This is a genomic window from Brevibacillus panacihumi W25, assembly GCF_000503775.1.
Lineage (GTDB): Bacteria > Bacillota > Bacilli > Brevibacillales > Brevibacillaceae > Brevibacillus > Brevibacillus panacihumi_A.
Genome location: NZ_KI629782.1, coordinates 1,997,569 through 2,015,082, shown reverse-complemented (window position 1 = coordinate 2,015,082; position 17,514 = coordinate 1,997,569). Strand labels below are relative to the sequence as shown.

General features: G+C 45.7%; 16 protein-coding genes. 14 read left to right on the top strand and 2 right to left on the bottom strand.

What is annotated here, in order from left to right:
- The first annotated feature begins 54 nt into the window (after positions 1–54).
- The 10 genes from T458_RS56445 to T458_RS38935 all read left to right on the top strand — a co-directional run bounded on the left by T458_RS56445 (position 55) and on the right by T458_RS38935 (position 9,935).
- Positions 55–210 (top strand): YezD family protein, encoded by a 156-nt coding sequence (locus T458_RS56445; RefSeq protein WP_290367273.1) that lies wholly within the window; start codon positions 55–57, stop codon positions 208–210.
- An 81-nt stretch (positions 211–291) separates the two neighbouring features.
- Positions 292–1,008, top strand: a complete 717-nt coding sequence (locus T458_RS38975) for a phosphoadenylyl-sulfate reductase (RefSeq protein WP_023556472.1) — start codon at positions 292–294, stop codon at positions 1,006–1,008.
- Between the two features lie 15 nt (positions 1,009–1,023).
- Complete coding sequence (locus T458_RS38970) at positions 1,024–2,091, top strand: inorganic phosphate transporter (RefSeq protein WP_023556471.1); 1,068 nt, start codon at positions 1,024–1,026, stop codon at positions 2,089–2,091.
- A gap of 29 nt (positions 2,092–2,120) precedes the next feature.
- Entirely contained in the window at positions 2,121–3,269 is a 1,149-nt protein-coding gene (sat, locus tag T458_RS38965; protein ID WP_023556470.1) for a sulfate adenylyltransferase, read from the top strand.
- Positions 3,270–3,281: 12 nt separating this feature from the next.
- Entirely contained in the window at positions 3,282–3,881 is a 600-nt protein-coding gene (cysC, locus tag T458_RS38960; protein ID WP_023556469.1) for an adenylyl-sulfate kinase, read from the top strand.
- A 29-nt stretch (positions 3,882–3,910) separates the two neighbouring features.
- On the top strand, positions 3,911–4,687 hold the full coding sequence (gene cobA, locus T458_RS38955) for a uroporphyrinogen-III C-methyltransferase (RefSeq protein WP_023556468.1): 777 nt from the start codon (positions 3,911–3,913) through the stop codon (positions 4,685–4,687).
- 21 nt (positions 4,688–4,708) lie between these two features.
- Positions 4,709–5,440 (top strand): sirohydrochlorin chelatase, encoded by a 732-nt coding sequence (locus T458_RS38950; protein WP_023556467.1) that lies wholly within the window; start codon positions 4,709–4,711, stop codon positions 5,438–5,440.
- A 21-nt stretch (positions 5,441–5,461) separates the two neighbouring features.
- The gene (locus T458_RS38945; RefSeq protein WP_023556466.1) at positions 5,462–7,252 is read left to right on the top strand and encodes an assimilatory sulfite reductase (NADPH) flavoprotein subunit; all 1,791 of its coding nucleotides are present in this window, start codon (positions 5,462–5,464) and stop codon (positions 7,250–7,252) included.
- A gap of 26 nt (positions 7,253–7,278) precedes the next feature.
- Positions 7,279–8,997 (top strand): assimilatory sulfite reductase (NADPH) hemoprotein subunit, encoded by a 1,719-nt coding sequence (gene cysI / locus T458_RS38940; protein WP_023556465.1) that lies wholly within the window; start codon positions 7,279–7,281, stop codon positions 8,995–8,997.
- Between the two features lie 185 nt (positions 8,998–9,182).
- Positions 9,183–9,935: a metallophosphoesterase family protein gene (locus tag T458_RS38935; protein ID WP_031305651.1), complete on the top strand. Its 753-nt coding sequence runs from the start codon at positions 9,183–9,185 to the stop codon at positions 9,933–9,935.
- A 118-nt stretch (positions 9,936–10,053) separates the two neighbouring features.
- Here T458_RS38935 and T458_RS38930 read toward each other — a convergent pair whose 3' ends face one another.
- Positions 10,054–10,236, bottom strand: coding sequence for a small acid-soluble spore protein H (locus tag T458_RS38930; protein ID WP_023556463.1), 183 nt, complete (start codon positions 10,234–10,236; stop codon positions 10,054–10,056).
- Positions 10,237–10,673: 437 nt separating this feature from the next.
- On the opposite strand from T458_RS38930, the gene ppsA reads away from it, so the two are divergent.
- Complete coding sequence (ppsA, locus tag T458_RS38925; RefSeq protein ID WP_023556462.1) at positions 10,674–13,289, top strand: phosphoenolpyruvate synthase; 2,616 nt, start codon at positions 10,674–10,676, stop codon at positions 13,287–13,289.
- 63 nt (positions 13,290–13,352) lie between these two features.
- Here ppsA and T458_RS38920 read toward each other — a convergent pair whose 3' ends face one another.
- Complete coding sequence (locus tag T458_RS38920) at positions 13,353–14,240, bottom strand: LysR family transcriptional regulator (protein WP_023556461.1); 888 nt, start codon at positions 14,238–14,240, stop codon at positions 13,353–13,355.
- Between the two features lie 309 nt (positions 14,241–14,549).
- Between T458_RS38920 and T458_RS38915 the strand changes: the two genes are divergently transcribed.
- The 3 genes from T458_RS38915 to T458_RS38905 all read left to right on the top strand — a co-directional run bounded on the left by T458_RS38915 (position 14,550) and on the right by T458_RS38905 (position 17,507).
- Positions 14,550–15,854, top strand: coding sequence for an FAD-dependent oxidoreductase (locus T458_RS38915; protein ID WP_023556460.1), 1,305 nt, complete (start codon positions 14,550–14,552; stop codon positions 15,852–15,854).
- Positions 15,855–15,878: 24 nt separating this feature from the next.
- Complete coding sequence (locus T458_RS38910) at positions 15,879–16,940, top strand: tripartite tricarboxylate transporter substrate binding protein (protein ID WP_023556459.1); 1,062 nt, start codon at positions 15,879–15,881, stop codon at positions 16,938–16,940.
- A gap of 123 nt (positions 16,941–17,063) precedes the next feature.
- A complete protein-coding gene (locus T458_RS38905) occupies positions 17,064–17,507 on the top strand; it encodes a tripartite tricarboxylate transporter TctB family protein (RefSeq protein ID WP_023556458.1) in 444 nt (147 codons plus the stop codon).
- The last annotated feature ends 7 nt before the right edge of the window (positions 17,508–17,514 follow it).

Genomic DNA, 17,514 nt, shown 5'->3' with positions numbered 1-17,514 from the left:
GCATGCCATTGAGTTGGTGCAATAACGCATTTCTTTTGAAAGGGGACGAATTCACTGGATGCATCTGAAAGACAAGAACTCCTAGCCCATCTTGAGAAAATGCTGGAAACGTTGAAATTTGGCTCTGTCACATTAGTCATTCAAGACGGAAAGATTGTGTTAATCGAAAGAAATGAAAAGGTTCGTCTACAATCAAATAAGCATCGCTGACTAGATAAACTAGAGGCGGTCTCCCACGAATCATTGTAGGAGGCTGCCTTATTTTGTTGTCAAAAGAGGGAGGGCTTTATCATGACAGTCCAGATTACCTATGGGAATTGGCATCAAATTTCGGAGACGTTCCATCATGGCGATTCCACCAAAGGGGCAAGTTCTGTTATGAACTGGGCTTACAGTACTTATTCAATGGATGAGATTGTGTATGCATCCAGCTTTGGTGCTGAAGCCATTGTTTTACTTGACCTCATACAGCAAGTAAAGCCTGATGCACACATTGTTTTTTTGGATACGGGATTACACTTTCCTGAAACGTATGCGGTGATTGACCGGATTGAAGCCCGTTTCCCAACACTAAGAATCGAGCGGAAACAGCCGGCGTTAAGTCTTGATGAACAAGCAGCACAGTTTGGATCTGACCTATGGCTACATAACCCCAACCAATGCTGCAACATACGAAAAGTCATTCCATTACAGGAAGCGTTAGCACTGAAAAAAGCGTGGATTTCTGGTCTTCGCAGAGAACAGTCACCAACAAGGGCAAACACAGAATTCATCAATCAAGATCACAAATTTAGGAACGTCAAAATCTGTCCGCTTATTCACTGGACGTGGGAAGATGTCTGGACGTATATCAGGGAACGAGGTCTCCCGTATAACACCTTACATGACCACCATTATCCGAGCATTGGCTGCGGTCCCTGTACACAGCCTGTCGGAACTGGCGGTGACTCTCGCGAAGGGCGCTGGATGGGGAGCGGCAAGACGGAGTGTGGTCTCCACATTCGGTAAAAGGAGGGAATTCTTGTGCTCACGATGATTGCGATTACAATCGGATTATTTTTTGCCATGAACATCGGTGCTAGCGGTGCGGCGGCTTCTATGGGCATTTCATATGGAGCAGGTGTTGTCAAAAAAAGAATGTCCCTGCTGTTATGTAGTGTCGCTGTTTTTTTAGGAGCCTGGCTTGGAGGAGGTGAAGTAGTGAAAACCATGGGCAGCGGGATTGTTCCAAACGGCATTTTTTCGGTGCCTATTGCTCTCATTGTTTTAGCTTCTTCCGCTTTGTCCTTATTTATCGCCAATATCTTGGGCATCCCCTTATCTACAAGTGAAGTAGCTGTCGGATCCGTTGTTGGCGCGGGAATGGTTTATCAGTCGATATACGTTGGAAATCTCGTCTGGATTATGTCCTTTTGGCTGCTAACACCGATTGTTTCATTTTTGATCGGTATTTTTGCTTCCTTATTGTTAAAAAACAAAAGGCTGCAAAGGTGGATGAGAGCGCCGAAATCGGTTCCGATTTTGTCAGTTCTTGTGGTGTTTATGGGGTTCTTTGAAGCCTTCTCTGCAGGAATGAACAATGTAGCAAATGCGGTTGGGCCGCTTGTTGGTGCGAATATTTTATCTACTGAAAAAGGAATTTTCTGGGGAGGATTATTCGTTGCTATCGGTGTCCTCTTGCTTGGTCATCGAGTCCTCGAAACAAATGGGAAAAAGATAACGGCGATTAGGCTGGAAGAGGGGTGCATCATTTCAGGTACGGGTGCAGGGCTTGTGACGGCTGCATCCATTTTTGGAATTCCCGTTCCGCTCACGCAAATTACGACTTCATCCATTATAGGTATTGGATTTGGCAAGCACGGAAAGGCCGTGTTGAAAAAAAGCATTATCGTTCAGATGCTAACCGTTTGGATTGTTTCACCCATTGTATCGATGATACTGGCCTACACCTTCATCCAATTGCTGATCGAACATGATGTGTACCCGATTATCGTGATGGCTGGCGTTTTCATATCTGTTCTCGGTGTCCTGTCGTTAATCAAAAGGCAAAGTCATTCGATGATCGTACCGCAAGAGGCAGCAAAAGAGTAAAAAATATCCAGAAAAGGGTTTGATTTACCATGTCATTATTACCGAAACCGCATGGAGGAGAACTTGTCCAGGCATTTGATCCATTTTTTGATGCATCTCAGATTCAAAAAGAACTAGAAATAGATGCGATCGCATTAAGTGATCTTGAGTTGATTGCCGTTGGGCTATTCAGTCCGCTAAAAGGATTCCTCGGAAAAGCTGACTATGAATCTGTTGTTGCCAATATGCGTCTTGCAGACAACACAGTTTGGCCTATTCCGGTGACACTTCCGGTTCGCTATGAATCAGCAGAATCACTTCAAGCGGGAGAACAGGTAAAACTCGTTTTTAATCAAGAGGTTTATGGAGTGATTACGGTATCTGAATGGTTTGAACCGGATTTAGATAAAGAAGCACTCCATGTTTATAAAACGAAGGAGCTGGCTCACCCGGGTGTGAAACGCCTATATGAAAGAGGACCGGTTTATGTAGCTGGCCCAATAAAGCTCGTTAAAAAACCGGAAAAAGGAATTTTTCGTGATGTATGGCTGGAACCAAGCGAAACAAGGGCGCTGTTTGGAGAAAAGGGATGGCGAACAGTGGTTGGATTCCAAACGAGAAATCCGATACACCGGGCCCACGAGTATATCCAGCAGGCTGCTCTTGAGACAGTCGATGGCTTGTTCGTCAACCCGCTTATTGGGGAGACAAAGTCAGATGATATTCCTGCTGATGTTCGCTTAAAAAGCTATCGAGTGCTATTGGAAAATTACTATCCTGCAGATCGGGTACAACTCGGTGTTTATCCTGCGGCCATGCGATATGCCGGGCCAAGAGAGGCCATTTTTCATGCAATTGCGCGTAAAAACTTCGGCTGCACTCATTTCATCGTCGGACGCGACCATGCGGGAGTAGGTAATTACTACGGAACCTATGATGCTCAGCACATTTTTCATGAGTTTACGGAAGAGGAATTGGGAATCAAGCCATTGTTCTTTGAACACAGCTTCTATTGCAATAAATGCCAAGGGATGGCTTCCGATAAAACTTGCCCTCATGACAAGGAGGACAGAATGATTCTATCGGGAACAAAAGTGCGGGAAATGCTCCTCTCCGGAACGCTTCCGCCACCTACTTTCAGCAGAAAAGAAGTCATTGAGGTACTGATTGAAGGGATGAAAGAGTTAAAGACGGTGTGAGGAGGCAAAGAAATGTCGATAGCAACAAATGTAACATGGCATGCGGCTGCTGTTACCAAGCATGATCGGCGTACAAAAAATAAGCATAAGAGTTGTGCGGTATGGTTTACTGGCCTGTCAGGGTCGGGGAAATCCTCCATTGCCAATGCTTTATCCAGTGAATTGCACCAGATGGGGGTTCGAGAGTACGTCCTGGACGGAGATAACATCCGTCATGGACTAAACCGTGACCTTGGCTTTTCAAATCATGACCGAACTGAAAACATTAGAAGAATTGGCGAAGTGGCAAAATTGTTCGTGGATAGCGGGGCAATCGTTACCACTGCGTTCATCTCCCCATTCCGCTCAGATCGCAATCAGGCCCGTAACTTATTTGACGAAGGAGAGTTTATTGAAGTCTTTGTCGATTGCCCGTTAGAAGAATGTGAGCGGCGTGACCCGAAGCGGCTTTATGCGAAGGCTCGGAGCGGTGAGATTAAGGATTTCACAGGAATCCATTCCCCGTACGAGGCGCCGGAACAACCGGAAATTACGATTCATTCTCAGTTCGTAACAGTGAATGAAGCTGTGGAGGAGATAGTAACATATCTTCGGGCAAAGGACATTCTCTAATCAAGTAGACAGAAAAGGATGATTGTACCATGGCCGGCAAAGTTTATTTAGTAGGAGCGGGTCCAGGAGATCCCGATTTAATAACGGTAAAGGGGTTGCAATGCCTGCAAAAAGCTGATGTCATCCTTTACGATCGGCTTGTAAATCCTGAGCTTTTAAAGCACGCGAAAGACGGAGCCAAACTCGTTTATTGCGGCAAACTTCCAAATTATCACACGATGACACAAGAAACCATTAATCATTTTATATTGAAATACGCGAAAAAGGGCAATCGGGTCGTTCGCTTAAAAGGGGGAGATCCCTTTGTATTTGGGCGTGGAGGTGAAGAAGCGGAGGAATGCATGAAGAATGACATTCCGTTTGAAATTGTGCCTGGCATCACGGCGGGAATGGGTGCTTCGGCGTATGCAGGAATACCTGTAACACATCGATCGTTAAGCAAAAGCTTTGCCATTATCACAGGACATCAAGCTGGCGACATATCGGACGAACACCAATGGCATCATCTTGCAAGGGGCGTAGACACGCTTTGTATCTATATGGGTGTAGCCCAGCTGCCAACGATTACGAAACAATTAATGTTTCATGGCAAATCACCGCAGACACCGATTGCCCTTATCCATTGGGGGACTTTAAGCGTCCAGAAAACGGTAATCGGCACGCTTGAGTCAATAGAAGAAAAGGTGAAAGAAGCAAAGATTGAAAATCCAAGCATGATCATAATCGGCGAGGTCGTTCGTCTTCACCATAAACTGAACTGGTTTAAGGATGAAATGATTCCCAATTTGCCTGTCGTACATGGATGAGCGCAAAAGGGGTCCCGAGCTATGAAATCGATTCTGTACATTGGCCATGGAACTCGATCGCAAAAAGGATCTGAAGAAGTAAGAAACTTTATCCAAAGGGTAATGGGAAAGATTAACATTCCCATACAGGAAATCTCATTCCTAGAGCTTACCCAGCCACTCATTGTGGAAGGCTTTGAAAAGTGTGTAAGTAGAGGGGCAACTCAAATCACAGTGATACCACTATTTCTTTTAGCAGCAGGCCATATAAAAAAAGATATTCCGCAAACAATTGCGTCTTTGCAAGCAAGATATCCTGATGTAGTGGTGGAGGTCAAGGAGCCTTTCGGTGTACAAGAGGCCCTATTTGATGTAATGGCAGAACTCGTTTCGGACGCTGCGGGTGATATTGTTTCACGGGATCAGTTATTAATTGTGGGTAGAGGAAGCAGTGACCCTAGCATTCACGTTGACTTTATGAACATTGCCAATGGAATAAAGAAGCGGCTCGGAATGGAACACGTATCAGTCTGTTATCTAGCCGCTGCAGATCCTATGTTTCGCGAGAGGTTGGAAGAAATAATCAACATAGCTGACGGTAAAATCATCGTCCTGCCTTATTTGTTATTTTCAGGTCTTCTTTTAGCTGAAGTCAACCAAAGGGTTCTCCAATGGAAAAAACGAGGGAAAAATATTTTCCATACGGGTCCATTAAGCAATCATGAATTAATGGAAGAGATCGTCGTTGCCCGTGCAACTGGCAGAATGAAATAGTTCTTTGTGAGGTGAAAATCGTTGCAGCTTAAGGTTATGAACAGTCCGTTCAATCAGGAGCAAGCCGATATTCTTAATGGGCTTTTGCCAACTTTATCAGTGGGGCAAAAAATTTGGTTGAGCGGTTATCTTGCTGCGGGCCAATCTGCTTCTGTTTTAGAAATACAGGAAGTACAGAAAGCGGGTCCAAAAGAGATCACTATTTTATACGGATCTCAGACGGGTAATGCCCATGGTCTTGCAAAAAAGTTCGGGAAGGTACTGGAGGAAAACAGGTATCACGTTACCATTTTATCAATGAACGATGTGAAACCAAATAACATGAAGAAAATTCAGTACTTGCTAATAATTACAAGTACCCATGGTGAAGGGGAGCCGCCAGATAATGCCCTTTCCTTTCATGAATTTCTGCATGGAAAGCGTGCGCCGAGGCTTGATGATTTGCATTTCTCTGTTTTATCGCTTGGAGACAGTTCGTATGAGTTCTTCTGCCAGACGGGAAAGGAATTTGATGTAAGGCTTGCAGAGCTGGGCGGGAAACGGCTTTATCCTCGGGTTGATTGTGATGTCGATTATGATGAAACTGCCGCGGATTGGATGGAAGGTGTTCTTCTTAGCTTAAAAGAGGATGACAGGGAATATGCTGTGCACACTGCTGCAGCTACAGCAGAAGCTATCGATTCAGCCTATTCTAGAACAAATCCATATAAAGCAGAAGTGCTTGAAAATATAAATCTAAATGGACGCGGCTCGAATAAAGAAACCCGCCATGTGGAATTGTCATTGGAAGGTTCCGGCCTCATTTATGAACCGGGAGATTGCGTTGGAATCTATCCTGAAAACAATCCCGTCCTTGTCGACCGACTAATAGAAGAATTGATTTGGGATCCTGAAGATCCAGTAACGGTTAACAAGGATGGGAATGTTCTTTCGTTTCGAGAGGCGCTCCTCTCGTATTATGAAATAACAGTGTTAACAAAACAGCTTGTTGAAAAGATCGCGCAACTTTCAGCGAATGATCATTTGCGAGAGCTTTTATCCCCCAACAATAGCGTGAAATTAAAAGAATATCTGGAAGGCCGTGATTTACTAGATTTCATTCGTGATTATGGTTCATGGGGCGAATCGGCTCAAGAGTTCGTCTCTGTTCTTCGAAAGATACCTGCACGTCTTTACTCCATCTCGAGTAGTCTGCTTGCTAATCCAGATGAGGTTCATGTAACGATTGGGACTGTTCGATATAAGGCGCATGGAAGGGAGCGGGAAGGTGTCTGCTCTACATTTTGTGCGGATCGTGTGCAACCGGGAGACTTGCTGAATGTTTATATACAGCATAATGAAAACTTTAAGCTTCCGGCGAATCCGAATACACCGATTATTATGATTGGTCCGGGTACAGGTGTTGCTCCATTTCGTGCCTTTATGCAAGAGCGCGAGGAATTAGGTGCGAAAGGAAAGTCATGGCTCTTCTTCGGTGAGCAGCATTTTGTCACGGATTTTCTCTATCAGACAGAATGGCAGAAGCTGTTGAACAAGGGGGTCCTTACGAAAATGGATGTAGCCTTTTCACGGGACACAGAGAAGAAGATATATGTACAGCACCGCATGCTTGAACATAGCAAAGAATTATTCAGATGGCTGGAAGAAGGGGCAGCCGTATACATTTGCGGTGATGAAAAAAACATGGCACGTGATGTTCATTCTGCCTTTATTGAAATTATTGAGCGGGAAGGCGGCATGAGCCGGGAAGAAGCGGAAGGTTATCTTACCAGTATGCAGCAGCAAAAACGTTACCAGCGTGATGTGTATTAAGCAAGGATGGAGAGGAGTGTTCCAAAATGGCGAAACAAATCATAAAGGCCCCTGAGGGTAAACCTAGCGATGTTGAACGGATTAAAGACGAAAGCAACTATTTGCGCGGTACGCTTAAGGAAACGATGACCGAACCAATCAGTGCTGGTATCCCAGATGACGATAACCGTTTATTAAAATTTCATGGCAGCTACCTGCAGGATGACCGGGATTTGCGAAATGAGCGGCAAAAGCAAAAGCTGGAACCAGCCTATCAATTTATGCTGCGCATTCGTTTACCAGGTGGGGTTGCGACGCCGGAACAGTGGCTCGTTCTTGATGAACTGGCCCAAAAACACGGGAATGGCACTTTAAAATTAACAACACGCCAGACATTTCAAATGCACGGTATTTTAAAATGGAACATGAAAAAGACGATCCAAGAGATTCACCATTCCCTTTTAGATACCATTGCGGCGTGTGGCGATGTAAACAGAAACGTCATGTGTGATCCGAATCCTTATCAGTCTGAAATTCATTCTGAAGTATATGAATGGTCGAAGCAAGTAAGCAATCATTTATTGCCCCGAACTACTGCCTATCATGAAATATGGCTTGATGATGAAAAAGTAGCTGGTACGCCAGGTAGCGAAGAAACAGAGCCAATGTATGGAAAGCATTATCTCCCGCGGAAGTTCAAAATCGGCATAGCTGTCCCGCCTTCCAATACGATCGATGTTTTTTCACAGGATCTTGGCTTTATTGCGATTGTGGAAGAGGGGAAGCTAACAGGTTTTAACGTGGCAATCGGCGGTGGAATGGGCATGACGCATGGGGACAAAGAGACGTATCCCCAGCTTGCGAAAGTAATCGGCTCCTGTAAACCTGAGCAAATATGCGATGTATCTGAAAGGATCATTACCATTCAAAGAGACTACGGCAACCGTTCTGAACGGAAAAAAGCACGGTTTAAATATACGGTCGATCGGTTAGGTGTAGAAACGATGAAAGGAGAATTGGAAAAACGCCTTGGATGGAGATTGGACGAAGCAAAATCTTATCATTTCACTCACAATGGCGACCGTTACGGCTGGGTAGAAGATTTTCAGGGAAAATGGCATTTTACGATGTTTATAGAAGGTGGCCGGGTAGCGGATTTTGATCATTTCAAGCTGAAAACTGGATTGCGTGAGATTGCCAAAGTCCACACTGGCGAGTTTCGACTAACAGCGAATCAAAACCTGATTATTGCCAATGTATCGGGCCGAGAAAAGGATAGAATAACAACGCTTATTGAACAATATGGTTTAACGGATGGTAAACATTTTAGTGCGCTTCGCCGTAATTCAATGGCTTGCGTGGCGCTACCGACATGCGGTTTGGCGATGGCGGAGGCCGAACGCTATTTGCCTGTACTTATTGATAAAATCGAGGAAATTGTCGATCAAAATGGCCTGAGGGATGAAGAAATCACGATCCGCATGACAGGATGCCCGAATGGCTGTGCCCGCCATGCCCTTGGTGAAATTGGCTTTATTGGTAAAGCGCCTGGCAAATACAATATGTATATTGGAGCAGCTTTTGACGGCAGCCGTTTAAGTAAAATATACCGGGAAAACATCGGCGAAGTAGAAATATTGAATGAACTAAGGATGCTCCTTTCCCAATATGCGAAAGAACGGCATGAAGGAGAACATTTTGGTGACTTCGTGATCCGTACCGGTATCATAAAAGAAGTGACAGACGGTACGAATTTTCATGATTGATTGATCAGCAACTATCGATTATTCGGTGGGATAACGCCGACATACTTGTATTAGGCAGTGGTCGGTCACTCTGTATTTGCCGAACAACCCCCCCTTGATTGTAAAAATCACATTAATCAACTATATCAATGATACTCCACTTTTTGGAAAAATCATGCCATAATTAAATAAAAGTGGGGTGAACGATCGTGAACAACGAAAATGCTATAGCCGTCATTTCTGATATTCATAGCAATGTCTATGCGTTGGAAGCTGTACTCCGTGATATTGATATACGTGGAATAAAAACCATTGTCAATCTAGGAGATACCTTGTTTGGCCCGATCGATCCGATTCAAACAGCTGAAATTCTCATGAATCGTCCCAATCTGATTCACATCATGGGAAACTGTGATCGATATTTGTTACAAGATGAGATGAATTCCATTACGTTTCACTATGTAAAGCCGCTACTCACACAGGAAATACTTGCATGGATTCAGTCCTTTCATAGAACCTGGGCTGACGAGGAGCTGTTCTTCTGCCATGGAACCCCTTTCTCAGATGATAAGAGTCTCATCGAGGAGGTTACACCGCATGGAGTCGTGGCAAAGAGTGTCGACATCCTCATGTCTGAACTTGCTCCTGTCCCGCAAAAGCTCATTTTTTGCGGACATACGCATGTTGCCAAATCAGTCTGGTTGCCAGACGGAAAGTTCATTGTGAATCCTGGAAGTGTCGGCCTTCCCGCATACTACGAGGAACAACCCTACCCCCACTCTATGGAAGCCATGACACCTCATGCTCGATATGCGATTGCAAGCAAACATCATGGATCATGGCAAATGGAACATATTTTGCTCCCTTACGATTATGAGTTAGCCGCCCAAAGAGCAGAGCGTAATGGACGAGAAGACTATGCCTATGCCATCAGATCCGGTAGAGCGCTAATCATCTGATGAGCGAATGCCTGCATTCAAGTTTGGCAGTGTTTACTCGCTCATAACATCCTGGTGGGCAAATAATTTGCCTGTAGCCAAAGTTCCGAAGAGGAACGAGGTCTACAGGCTTTTTTCGTTACCTATGTTCCACCAGGCTGCTCACAGGAACGCTTTGCTCACGTTCTGGTTCATCCAGGGGAAAGACTCTGGCCATTTCCGTCTCTTCATCGACATGCTGAATATAGACAGGGACTTCGTTCAAGGTGACCTGGGTCATGACGGGAGAGTTGACGATCTCTTTGGCGCGTTGGGTATTCATGGGGAAGACCTCCTGGGAATAATGTTGTCCCAAGTATTATTTGCCAGGTACGGGCAAGTATTCCTATGCCGAGCATGGCCGATCCACATAAACACGACTCCCCTTACTCGAAACGATTCCACACGACTGTCTCCTCGATTGGCAGCCTGACTGCGAGCGGGCCGGCTCTGCTGCCTTGCCGACCAAAAGCCATCATTGAAGAAATAAAACGAGGAGTGAGTCTGTAGTTCAGCTTAAAACACAAAATAAAAAAAGAACCTGATACCGTGTCAGGTTCTTTCGCATTGCATATCAAACGGATGCGATGATATAATCATACCACGGCTCCGAATTACTTGTGTGTGCATAAATATCCTATCTTACAACTTAATAGTACCATGGCCGGTGAACTCTTGTCAAATGTTTTTTCCAAATTGGCTGGTTAGGGGAGATAGTGAATGAGTTCTTTGGTTCTCGGTTTCGAGGAAATGAAAAAAGCGCAGCTTTTGCTCGTTGGCGGAAAAGGACTGCATCTAGGGGAATTATCAAATCTGAAGGGAATACAAGTCCCGGATGGATTTTGTGTGACAACGGCAGGATATCAAAAAGCCGTCGAGCAAAACGAAGCTCTATACGTATTGTTGGATCAACTGTCCATGCTTACAATGGAAGATCGGGAACAACTTATTGAAATCAGCAGACAGCTTCGACAAACCATAATGGAAGTTGAAATTCCTTGCGATGTTGTGAACGAAGTATCGGACTTTCTTTCCAGGCTTGGCGAAGAACACGCTTATGCAGTGCGTTCCAGCGCCACCGCTGAGGATTTGCCGCATGCCTCCTTTGCAGGTCAACACGACACCTATTTGCATATCATCGGCAAGGAAGCGATTTTGCAGCATATCAGCAAATGCTGGGCTTCCCTATTTACGGATCCCGCGGTGACCTACCGCATGCAAAATGGAATGGACCACAGACAAGTATCTATGGCTGTTATGATTCAAAGAATGGTTTTTCCTCAGGCTTCTGGGATTTTGTTTACCGCTGATCCGGTTTCTTCCAATCGAAAGCTGCTATCCATCGATGCCAGCTATGGACTAGGAGAAGCGCTGGTCTCTGGCTTGGTATCTGCCGATTGTTATCAAGTGCGAGATGGAGAAATCATCGATAAGAGGAGAGCAACCAAAAAACTGGCGATCTACGGGCAAAAGGAAGGCGGAACGATGACCCGGCAGATCGATCCCGATCAGCAAAAGGCTCAAACGCTTACTGACCCACAAATTTTGCAGCTGGCACGCATCGGAAGAGAGATCGAAGCTCATTTTGGCTGCCCGCAAGATATCGAATGGTGTTTGGCTGACGATACATTTTCTATTGTGCAGAGTCGGCCAATCACGACACTTTACCCGATTCCCGAAGCGAACGATCAAGAAAATCACGTGTATGTATCAGTCGGCCATCAACAGATGATGACCGACGCCATGAAGCCATTGGGATTATCCTTTTACCTGTTGACAACCCCAGCGCCCATGCGCATAGCTGGCGGAAGGCTGTTTGTTGATGTTACCCCTATGCTTGCCTCGCCTGTCAGTAGAGAAACCTTGTTACATTCTCTGGGCAAATCCGATCCGCTCATAAAAGACGCGCTCATGACCATCGTAGAGCGTGGAGATTTTATAAAACCATTACCAAATGATAAGAAAGCTCCGAGTCCCAGTAAACGCAATACAGATATGTCGTCTCCGGGTTCTCACACACAAATCGAATCCGATCCGGCAATCGTTTCAGATTTGATCGCACGCGGTCACACATCGATAGAAGAGTTAAAACAGACCATCCAAACAAAATCAGGACCAGAATTGTTTGATTTTATTCGGGAAGATATCCAGCAATTAAAGAAGATTTTATTTGACCCGCACAGTTTGGGTGTCATTATGGCTGCGATGGATGCTTCATCATGGATCAACGAAAACATGAACAAGTGGTTAGGTGAAAAAAACGTTGCAGATACGCTTTCTCAATCTGTGCCAAACAATTTTACCTCGCAAATGGGTCTGGCTCTCTTGGATGTCGCAGATGTAATTCGTCCTTATCCAGAAGTCATTGAATATTTACGACATGTAAAGGATGATCGCTTTTTGGATGAACTGGTTACGTTTGATGGCGGACAGGAAATTCAAGACGCAATCTATGCTTATCTCAGCAAATACGGAATGCGATGTGCCGGAGAAATTGATATAACGAAAACGCGTTGGATCGAAAAACCAAGTACACTTGTCCCCATGATTCTTAGTAACATCAAAAACCTCGAGCCGAATGCCAGCCATCGGAAATTTGAGCAAGGACGGCAGGAAGCTTTGAATAAAGAACAAGAACTAATAGAACGATTGAAGCAATTGCCGGATGGTGAGCAAAAAGCGAAGGAAACAAAACGAATGATCGATCTCATTCGAAATTTCAGCGGGTATCGGGAATATCCAAAATACGTGATGGTGAATCGCTATTTTTTATATAAGCAGGCTTTGCTGAAAGAAGCCGAACAACTCGTAAAAGCCAATGTGATTCATGAAAAAGAAGATATCTACTATCTCACTTTTGAAGAACTTAGCGAGGTCGTACGCACCAAGCAACTGGATTACCAGATCATCAGCAAACGAAAAAACGAGTACCAATACAATGAAAAACTGAATCCGCCGCGTGTGATCACGTCTGATGGTGAGATCATCGCAGGCAAGTACAGACGGGGAAATCTCCCGGACGGAGCGATTGCAGGTCTGCCTGTTTCTTCAGGAGTGATAGAAGGCAGGGCACGTGTCATCCTGCACATGGAAGATGCTGATCTGGAAGAAGGAGATATATTGGTCACCTCCTTTACAGACCCTAGCTGGACACCGTTGTTTGTGGCCATAAAAGGCCTCGTCACCGAGGTTGGTGGGCTGATGACCCATGGAGCGGTGATCGCGCGTGAATATGGTTTGCCAGCTATTGTAGGAGTGGAGAATGCGACCAGACGGATACAGAATGGTCAGCGAATTCGCGTGCATGGAACAGAAGGCTATATCGAAATATTGTAAGAGCTGAATCCATCAAATAGAGCCCGAGCGATTGGCAACGTCAATCGCCCGGGTTCCTCACCTTTATTGAAAGGAAACCGAATTCAAGATATAATCCCGAAAAGCAATCACGGCAGGGGGATGGTACGTATGCTTCAGCAAGGCGAGGACGGTTGGCTTTTTAATCGATTTCGTCAATCGGATGGTAGAAACCTTATCGTTGTCGCTCGATTTTACCCCTTTGGAGGAAACAAGGGAAACGCCCATATCTTTGCTCACAAGGTCAAAACGGGCATACAAACTGCTGCTTTCGCAAACGATATCCGGTTCAAAATTGGCGTCTCGACATGCTTGCAGAGCCAAATTGTATGCACTATGCATGCGGCTCGGGAAAATAAATTTTTCTTGGGCTGCTTCAGCCAAGTCGATTTTGTCTCTCTCGGCAAATGGGTGATTTTTGGGGGTCACCAGGACGAGTTCATCATCGATCAGCTCGTATATTTCGGTAATATTTTGCAGGTTCATCTCTAAAGGAGGAGTAATGATCGCGATATCGATTTGGAACGTTTGCAGCATTTCCAACAGCTTATAGCTTCCCTCTTCCACGATCATAATGTTCAAGCCAGGATGATCTTTCTGAAAGTTACCAATGATACTCGCGAGATTGCCCATGGAGTTAATCGCACCAATTTTGATCTTCCCTTTTGCCAGCCCGGCGTATTCTTGCATGCGATTCTTTGCCCTCTCGATATCGGACAAGATTCGTTTGGCATAGAAGATAAACTCTTCTCCGGCAGGTGTGGGCCTGACGGTTCGGGTCGTGCGATCAAACAGTTTCACCCCGAGTTCTTCCTCCAATTTCGTCACTTGTTGGGAGAGTGTTGACTGGGAAACACAGATCTCCTCTGCCGCCCGCGTAAAATGATTGTGCTTGGCTATTTCAATGACGTATTGCAACTGATGCAGCTCCATCAACACACCAGCTTTCTATTAATCGATATTACTTATGAATACTTTGATTATACAGATTGATCTTTATAAATAATAGCGTAATATTATTCTTAATTGATGGAAATTTTAAATAAGATTGAATACTAAGGATGATAAGCGAACATTCATCACAAAAATGAAAACGCTTCATAAGAGCTGACAGGATCGCGGCAAACGGACAATTTTGCTTTCAATCAGGAGGTGGCTTTACAAAATTCAGGCAAGGGATAGGGAGCGTGAATGATCCCTGAAAATGACTACAAAAGGTAGAGACATGAGGTGGCACACAGAATGTTTGAATCGGCGGTAACAGAGTTGGGTTTCAAATTCGGCGGCGATCTGCATACGGAGATCCTGGTGATGGGTGGCGGTTTCGCCGGGATAGGGGCAGCCGTAGGAGCAGCAAAATGCGGAGCAGAGGTGCTTCTCATCGAGAAATACGGTTTTCTCGGCGGAATGGCTACTACCGCCGCAGTGAGCACGATTTGCGGCGCTTATTCGGCAGATAAAGAGAGCAAGATTATCGGCGGGGTAAGAGACGAGCTGTTCCTGGAGCTGGGCAAGCTGGGCGGAGCGAAAGAAGGGCTGGATTTCGGACAGCATCGGGCGGATACGTGCGACCACCACTTGCTGAAAGTTGCCATTGACCGCTTGCTGGCTCATTACGAAAACATCCAGCTCCTGCTGCATACACAAGTCATTGGTGTAAAAAAGGAAAGCGGCAGCATCCAATACGCCATTATTACGAACAAAGAGGGAGTCTTCCGCGTATTTGCCAAAACATTCGTGGATTGTACGGGAGATGCGGATGTAGTGCCAATGGTGGACGCTCCTTATGTTATCGGCAATGAAAAGGGGCAGGTTCAAGCAGCGACGACCATTTTTAAAATGGGGGATGTCGATCTGAAGGAAGCAACGGCATTCACCCGTCAGCAGTACAAGGATCTGGCGCAGGCAAGCATTGACAAAGGCGAGTATGCGTTTACCCGAACGTCAGGGGTGTATATGGAATCCGCGGTGGGAAATTCGATCATTGCCAACTTGAATTGGATCTCTTTTTCTGCCATCGATGCCAAACAAATGACAGAAGCCGAAATAGAGGGCAGAAGGTCCAGCATCGAGTACAGTCAATTTTTACGAGATAAGATTCCGGGCTTCAAGGATTCTCATTTGAGTGAAATTGCTACTCAAATCGGCGTCCGGGAATCGAGGAGAATCGTTGCCGAATTTGTCCTGACAGAGGAGCATGTGATGCAGGGAGCGACGTTCGAGGACGGGATTTGCTGGGGGGCTTGGCCAGTCGAATATCATGATGCGGTCGAGAACAAAACCATCAAAACCTATTTGAAGCAAAACTACCAGATTCCCTATCGGACGATGATTCCCGGAAACGTCGATAACCTGCTAGTGGCAGGGAGATCGATTTCGACCACGCATTTTGCCAATGCCTCTACCAGAGTGATGTCCATCTGCATGGCAATCGGACAAGCGGCAGGCGTTGCGTGTGTGATAAGCATGCAGGATCAGGTACTATTAAAAAATATCGATACAAACAAATTAAAGAAACAATTACGCGAGCAGGGTGCAATTATTTAGATAATCTTGAGGGGGAGAATTTTCATGTTCAAACAAAAAAAGAGTTCTTTATGGAAAAAGGGAGCAGCCTTTTGTCTAGTAGCGAGCATGCTTCTCGTGTCCGCATGCAGCAGCGGTCAGGGACAGAGCGGCCAGGGGCAAAGCGAACAGCCGCAATATCCGACGAGACAAATCGAGGGTATCGTACCTTTCGGTGCAGGAGGCGGGACCGATCTCGTGGCGCGTGCGATTGCCACTGTCGCCGAAAAACAGCTGGGTCAACCGGTTAATATCACGAACAAACCGGGAGCTACAGGTACAGTTGGAACCAAGTACGTCTATGACAAAGATGCAGATGGCCATACGTTGCTGTTCTCTGCAGAAAATCCGACTGTCTATGGTGTTCTGAAGCTTTCGGAACGCAGCTTTGAGGAATTCTATCCGGTTCATATCATGGGACGCGGTTTGGCTGCCATCACCGTACACGAAAATTCCAAGTACAAGACGATGACAGACCTGATGAATGATGTAAAGGCTAATCCAGGCGACATCAAAATGGGAACCACTGGTCCAGGCGGACTTTCCTATATGGTAACAGCGATGATCAGCCAGAGTGAGAACGCCGAATTTAACATGGTTCCTTATGATGGTGAAGGCCCGATCGTGACAGCGCTGCTCGGCAACCATATCGACGTATCGATCGTCAGCCTGTCAAAAGCGATTGAAAATGCAAAAGGCGGGAAAGTCCGCGTCCTGGCTGTCGTCAACAATGAGAAGGCAGAGGAGCTGCCAGACGTACCGGCTATTACCGAGGAATTGCCGGATATGGCGAAATTCCTGCCGTGGGGACCGTTCTACGGCGTGTGGGTGAAAAAAGAAGCTCCTGATCACGTCAAGCAATCGTTGGAAAAAGCATTTGCAGAAGCGTCCAAGGATGCAGATTACCAAGCATTGTTGAAAAACTTGGCGATCATTCCGATGGGCATCAGCGGTGCGGAAGCCGAGAAGTTCTGGCGCGACCAGCAATCGATCTCAGCTTGGCTGCTGCAAGATACAGGCGCAGCGAAAGTAAGCCCTGAAACCTTGAATATCCCAAGAAAACAATAGTTGTCCAGAAGCCTCTGGCTCCCAAGCCATTATGCAAAGAGGGGTACACGCTATCCCTCTTTGCATATGTGGCGGTGATCGGGAATCAGGCTGGCAGCGGGACGATTGGAAAGGAGCACGCTTATGTTGGCCGATCGTGTCGGAGGATTGATAAGTATCATCTTTGGTGGGCTTTCCCTTTACGAAGCTCTACGATTGTACCCGACTAGCTTGAGTTTTTATGTCGGGGATCATATCATGCCGGGCGTGATTGGCATAGGCTTGATCGTTCTCGGATTACTCGCAGTCTTTGTAAAAGGGCAAAGTTTCAAGGTAGAATATCCTGACCGTCAAATGATGCTGAAAATAGCGGGCATCTTTGGCGTTTTATTGGGTTATTGTGTGCTGCTCTATTATCTAGGCTTTGCCATCGCCACTTTTCTCATTTCCATCGCATTATTTCGAATTATCGGTTCCTACAATTATCGTAAATCGGTGCTCTTCTCCGCAATTCAGACGGTGTGTGTTTACGCTATATTCGTTTACTGGCTGAATATGCCGTTCCCTGGTGGGATATTCAACTTTTAATGTAAGG